4 protein-coding genes, 2 pseudogenes and 1 other annotated feature are annotated in these 4975 nt (G+C 39.8%); of the genes and pseudogenes, 5 read left to right on the forward strand and 1 reads right to left on the reverse strand.

The window, feature by feature from the left end:
* Positions 1-110 precede the first annotated feature (110 nt).
* The 3 genes from HT719_RS02570 to rplL all read left to right on the forward strand — a co-directional run bounded on the left by HT719_RS02570 (position 111) and on the right by rplL (position 2561).
* Entirely contained in the window at positions 111-1370 is a 1260-nt protein-coding gene (locus HT719_RS02570) for a TRZ/ATZ family protein (protein ID WP_050261725.1), read from the forward strand.
* Between the two features lie 75 nt (positions 1371-1445).
* Positions 1446-1581 (forward strand) — a sequence feature (ribosomal protein L10 leader region).
* Between the two features lie 38 nt (positions 1582-1619).
* Positions 1620-2120 (forward strand): 50S ribosomal protein L10, encoded by a 501-nt coding sequence (rplJ, locus tag HT719_RS02575; protein WP_001287278.1) that lies wholly within the window; start codon positions 1620-1622, stop codon positions 2118-2120.
* A gap of 72 nt (positions 2121-2192) precedes the next feature.
* Entirely contained in the window at positions 2193-2561 is a 369-nt protein-coding gene (gene rplL / locus HT719_RS02580) for a 50S ribosomal protein L7/L12 (protein WP_001196965.1), read from the forward strand.
* A 368-nt stretch (positions 2562-2929) separates the two neighbouring features.
* Here the strand turns inward: rplL and gdhA are convergent, their stop codons facing one another.
* A complete protein-coding gene (gene gdhA, locus HT719_RS02585; protein WP_000199528.1) occupies positions 2930-4276 on the reverse strand; it encodes an NADP-specific glutamate dehydrogenase in 1347 nt (448 codons plus the stop codon).
* A 203-nt stretch (positions 4277-4479) separates the two neighbouring features.
* Between gdhA and HT719_RS11475 the strand changes: the two are divergent.
* A pseudogene (locus HT719_RS11475) lies at positions 4480-4660 on the forward strand (hypothetical protein); the annotation flags it as partial.
* Between the two features lie 56 nt (positions 4661-4716).
* Positions 4717-4975 (forward strand): annotated as a pseudogene (locus HT719_RS02590) (IS630 family transposase); the annotation flags it as partial.

The following is a 4975-nucleotide window of genomic DNA, read 5'->3' on the forward strand; positions in this document are numbered from 1 at the left end:
GTTTTGAGGTTGCAGATAGAACTGACGAAGTCAGTAACCACACCTACGGCAAAGTGAATCTGAAGTAGTTTGAAGAGAGTATAACTTGTCTTTTAGAAAAGGAGCCTATAATGAAAGTCTTTCAGAATGTAAATATCGTGACTTGTGATCAAGATTTCCATGTTTATCTTGATGGAATCTTAGCAGTCAAGGATTCTCAAATCGTCTATGTCGGTCAAGATAAGCCAGCGTTTTTAGAGCAAGCTGAGCAGATTATAGACTATCAGGGAGCTTGGATTATGCCTGGGTTGGTCAATTGCCACACCCATTCTGCTATGACAGGTTTGAGAGGAATTCGGGATGATAGCAATCTCCATGAATGGCTCAATGACTATATCTGGCCAGCAGAAGCTGAGTTTACTCCCGACATGACTACTAAGGCGGTCAAAGAAGCTCTGACAGAGATGCTCCAGTCAGGAACAACAACCTTTAATGATATGTATAATCCCAATGGTGTGAATATTGAGCAGATTTATCAGGCAGTGAAAGATTCCAAGATGCGTTGTTATTTTTCTCCGACTCTCTTTTCTTCAGAGACAGAAACAACTGCTGAGACTATAAGCAGAACTCGATCCATCATAGACGAAATCTTAAAATATAAAAATCCAAATTTCAAGGTTATGGTAGCACCTCATTCTCCCTATAGCTGCAGTAGAGACTTGCTGGAAGCGAGTTTGGAAATGGCAAAAGAGCTTGCTATTCCAATCCATATCCATGTGGCGGAGACCAAGGAAGAATCAGGCATTATCCTGAAACGATACGGCAAACGCCCCCTCGCCTTTCTAGAAGAACTGGGTTACTTAGATCATCCGTCTGTCTTTGCTCATGGGGTCGAATTAAACGAGCGAGAAATTGAACGCTTGGCAACTTCTCAAGTGGCTATTGCTCACAATCCTATCAGTAATCTCAAACTGGCATCAGGAATTGCTCCAATTATCCAGCTCCAAAAAGCAGGAGTAGCAGTCGGAATTGCGACTGACTCGGTCGCTTCCAATAACAATCTTGATATGTTTGAGGAGGGACGGACTGCAGCCCTTCTTCAGAAGATGAAAAGTGGGGATGCCAGCCAATTTCCTATCGAAACAGCGCTCAAGGCACTGACAATCGAAGGGGCTAAGGTCCTAGGAATGGAAAATCAGATAGGAAGTCTAGAAGTCGGCAAGCAGGCAGATTTTCTCGTTATTCAACCACAAGGCAAAATCCATCTCCAACCTCAAGAAAATATGCTCTCTCACCTAGTTTATGCTGTCAAATCCAGTGATGTTGATGATGTCTATATTGCTGGAGAACAGGTTGTTAAGCAAGGTCAAGTTCTGACAGTAGAACTTTAGAAGAAAAATCACGAAAAATTTTAAAAAAAGTTTGTAAAAATCTTGCATTCTTTTTTTGACTATGCTATACTTATATACGGTTTGAAAAAACTGCCTAAGACAGTAGGGGAGCTCGACTCATAAATATCCTACCGAGGACAAAACGTATCATGTAAAAAGAAGCGTATTGTACTTTCGTGTCTAGGTTTGGGCGCGTTTTTCTTTTGGAAAAATTCCCCAAGCAAAATAATTACGGAGGTGAACACACTAATGAGTGAAGCAATTATTGCTAAAAAAGCGGAACTAGTTGACGTAGTAGCTGAAAAAATGAAAGCTGCTGCATCTATCGTCGTTGTAGACGCTCGTGGTTTGACAGTTGAGCAAGATACAGTTCTTCGTCGTGAGCTTCGTGGAAGCGAAGTTGAGTATAAAGTCATTAAAAACTCAATCTTGCGTCGTGCAGCTGAAAAAGCTGGTCTTGAAGATCTTGCATCAGTATTCGTTGGACCATCTGCAGTAGCATTTTCTAACGAAGATGTTATTGCACCAGCGAAAATCTTGAACGACTTTTCTAAAAACGCTGAAGCACTTGAAATCAAAGGTGGTGCAATCGAAGGCGCTGTCGCATCTAAAGAAGAGATTCTTGCACTTGCAACTCTTCCAAACCGCGAAGGACTTCTTTCTATGCTCCTTTCTGTACTTCAAGCGCCAGTGCGCAACGTTGCTCTTGCAGTCAAAGCGGTTGCAGAAAGCAAAGAAGACGCAGCTTAATCTTAAGCTACGTAGCGTAGCCTAGCTACGAAAATCTATTATAAATTTAAAACATATTTGGAGGAAATAACAATGGCATTGAACATTGAAAACATTATTGCTGAAATTAAAGAAGCTTCAATCCTTGAATTGAACGACCTTGTAAAAGCTATCGAAGAAGAATTTGGTGTAACTGCAGCTGCTCCTGTAGCTGTTGCTGCAGCTGGTGCTGCTGACGCTGGTGCTGCTAAAGATTCATTCGACGTTGAATTGACATCTGCAGGCGACAAAAAAGTTGGCGTTATCAAAGTTGTACGTGAAATCACAGGTCTTGGTCTTAAAGAAGCTAAAGAACTTGTTGACGGTGCACCAGCACTTGTTAAAGAAGGCGTTGCAACTGCAGAAGCTGAAGAAATCAAAGCTAAATTGGAAGAAGCTGGAGCTTCAGTTACTCTTAAATAATAGAGCGACTACATTAGTAGCTTAAAAACATGATTAAATCGCTATTCTTAGGAGTAGTGGTTTTTCTTTTTGTTTAAGAAGTTGGCGAGTAAGTAATACTCAATGAAAANNGACGAAGTCAGTAACATATCTACGGTAAGGCGACGCTGACGTGGTTTGAAGAGATTTTCGAAAAGTATAAAATAGATTGAATTTAGAATAGTCCACTGAGTTTTATAAAACATTGTTAGAAATTGGTTTGAATTCCGCAATCAATTTGTTCGGTTTTTATTTCATTTCATTTAATTTAATTAAATTAGAATTTCCCAACCGTTTAACTCAAGATAAAAATCCCCAATCGAAGCGATTGAGGATTAAGCAAATGAATCTTAAACAATACCTTGGGCAATCATAGCGTTTGCTACATTTTCAAATGCAGCAATGTTTGCTCCTGCAAGATAGTCTTTATCAAGACCATATGTTTCTGAAGTTGTTTTAGCTGTGTTGAAGATGTTTGTCATGATGTCTTTGAGACGTCCATCAACTTCCTCACGAGTCCATGAGAGGCGAAGACTGTTTTGGCTCATTTCAAGGGCTGAAACGGCTACACCACCAGCGTTGGCAGCTTTGGCAGGTCCGTAGAAGATACCATTTTCTTTGTAGATTTTGATGGCATCAAGGTCGCTCGGCATGTTGGCACCTTCAGATACACAGATAACGCCTTGAGCAACCAAACGTTTAGCTGCTTCACCGTTGATTTCGTTTTGAGTAGCACATGGAAGCGCAATATCATAGTTTCCAGCGTAAGTCCATACAGAACCTTCGTGATATGTTGCAGTTGCTTTCTCAGCTGCATACTCAGTCAAACGAGCACGACGTTTCTCTTTAACATCAACCAAAAGATCGAAGTCGATACCATTTTCATCGATGACATAACCGTTTGAGTCAGATACAGAGATGACAGTAGCGCCAAGTTCAGTCGCTTTTTGAAGAGCGTATTGAGCAACGTTCCCAGAACCTGAAATAACCACTTTCTTACCAGCAAAGCTATTACCGTTAGCTTTGAGCATTTCTTCAGTATAGTAAACCAAACCGTAACCAGTTGCTTCTGGACGAATCAAGCTACCACCAAATTCAAGAGGCTTACCAGTCAAGACACCAGCATCAAATTGGTTAAGACGCTTGTATTGACCATAAAGGTAACCAATTTCACGTCCACCTACGCCGATATCACCAGCAGGTACGTCAAGTGATGGTCCGATGTGTTTTTGCAACTCAGTCATGAAGCTTTGGCAGAAGCGCATCACTTCAGCATCTGTTTTACCTTTAGGATCGAAGTCTGATCCACCTTTACCTCCACCGATTGGAAGTCCAGTCAAGACGTTTTTGAAGATTTGTTCAAATCCGAGGAATTTCAAAATCCCTTGGTTTACAGTTGGGTGGAAACGAAGTCCTCCTTTGTATGGTCCAACAGCTGAGTTGAATTGAACACGGTAACCACGGTTTACTTGAATTTTTCCATCACGGTCAACCCAAGGAACACGGAAAGAAATTACGCGCTCAGGCTCAGTAATACGTGCCAAGATATTTTCTTCGATATACTCAGGGTGTTTTTCAAATACAGGTTCCAAAGTGTTGAAAAATTCTTCAACAGCTTGGAGGAATTCAGCCTCGTGCCCATTACGAGCTTTTACAGTTTCAAACACGCTTTGGATATATTCTTTAGCAGATGTCATATCGTTCTCCTTTTGTTGTCATATTTTATTACATGAGCTATTATAGCAGAATTTTTTTAAACTGTAAAGAGAAAAACAAAAATTTTCTAAAAATTCTTTCAATTTAGTTTTAAGACTTTTTGAAAATAGACAAAAAACGAACCTTTTTCTTGTAAATATCTTTCTCAAAGAGAAAATCTGAAAATATGCTATAAGAAAAGAAAATGTTTAGCAATTCAGAAATCACTTGTTAATTTATCCATGATATGTTAGATTTGCCAGCAAAACTATGACCATTTTGGAGGAAAGAAATATTTACATCTCCTTATTCAGGGCAGGATTTTCTATACAAGTATAGATGTCTTGCTGGAGTTGGATCATGGAACCCAAGCGGTTATTGAGATTTAGAACTATCATCAGAATTTTTTCATTAGACTTGTTCGGTAACCATACAGTACTATACTATCTATGAACAAGACCCAGAAAAAGTAGCCTTATTTCTTAAGAATTTTAATAGTTTAAAGCACTTAGCACCTGTTTATATTGATGAAACAGGATTCGATACTTACTTTTATCGAGAATATGGTCGCTCATCAAAGGGTCAGTTAATAGGAGGTAAAGTCTCTGGAAGAAGATATCAGGGGATTTCTTTGGTTGCAGGTCTAACAAATGGTGACTTAATCGCTCCAATGACCTACGAAGAGACGATGACGAGCGACT

Source organism: Streptococcus sp. k-378, assembly GCF_013277505.1.
Lineage (GTDB): Bacteria > Bacillota > Bacilli > Lactobacillales > Streptococcaceae > Streptococcus > Streptococcus pseudopneumoniae.

Coding starts and splice junctions, on each gene's coding strand:
- HT719_RS02570 (WP_050261725.1), top strand. CDS start 111: ATGAAAGTCTTTCAGAATGTAAATATCGTGACTTGTGATCAAGATTTC.
- rplJ (WP_001287278.1), top strand. CDS start 1,620: ATGAGTGAAGCAATTATTGCTAAAAAAGCGGAACTAGTTGACGTAGTA.
- rplL (WP_001196965.1), top strand. CDS start 2,193: ATGGCATTGAACATTGAAAACATTATTGCTGAAATTAAAGAAGCTTCA.
- gdhA (WP_000199528.1), bottom strand. CDS start 4,276: ATGACATCTGCTAAAGAATATATCCAAAGCGTGTTTGAAACTGTAAAA.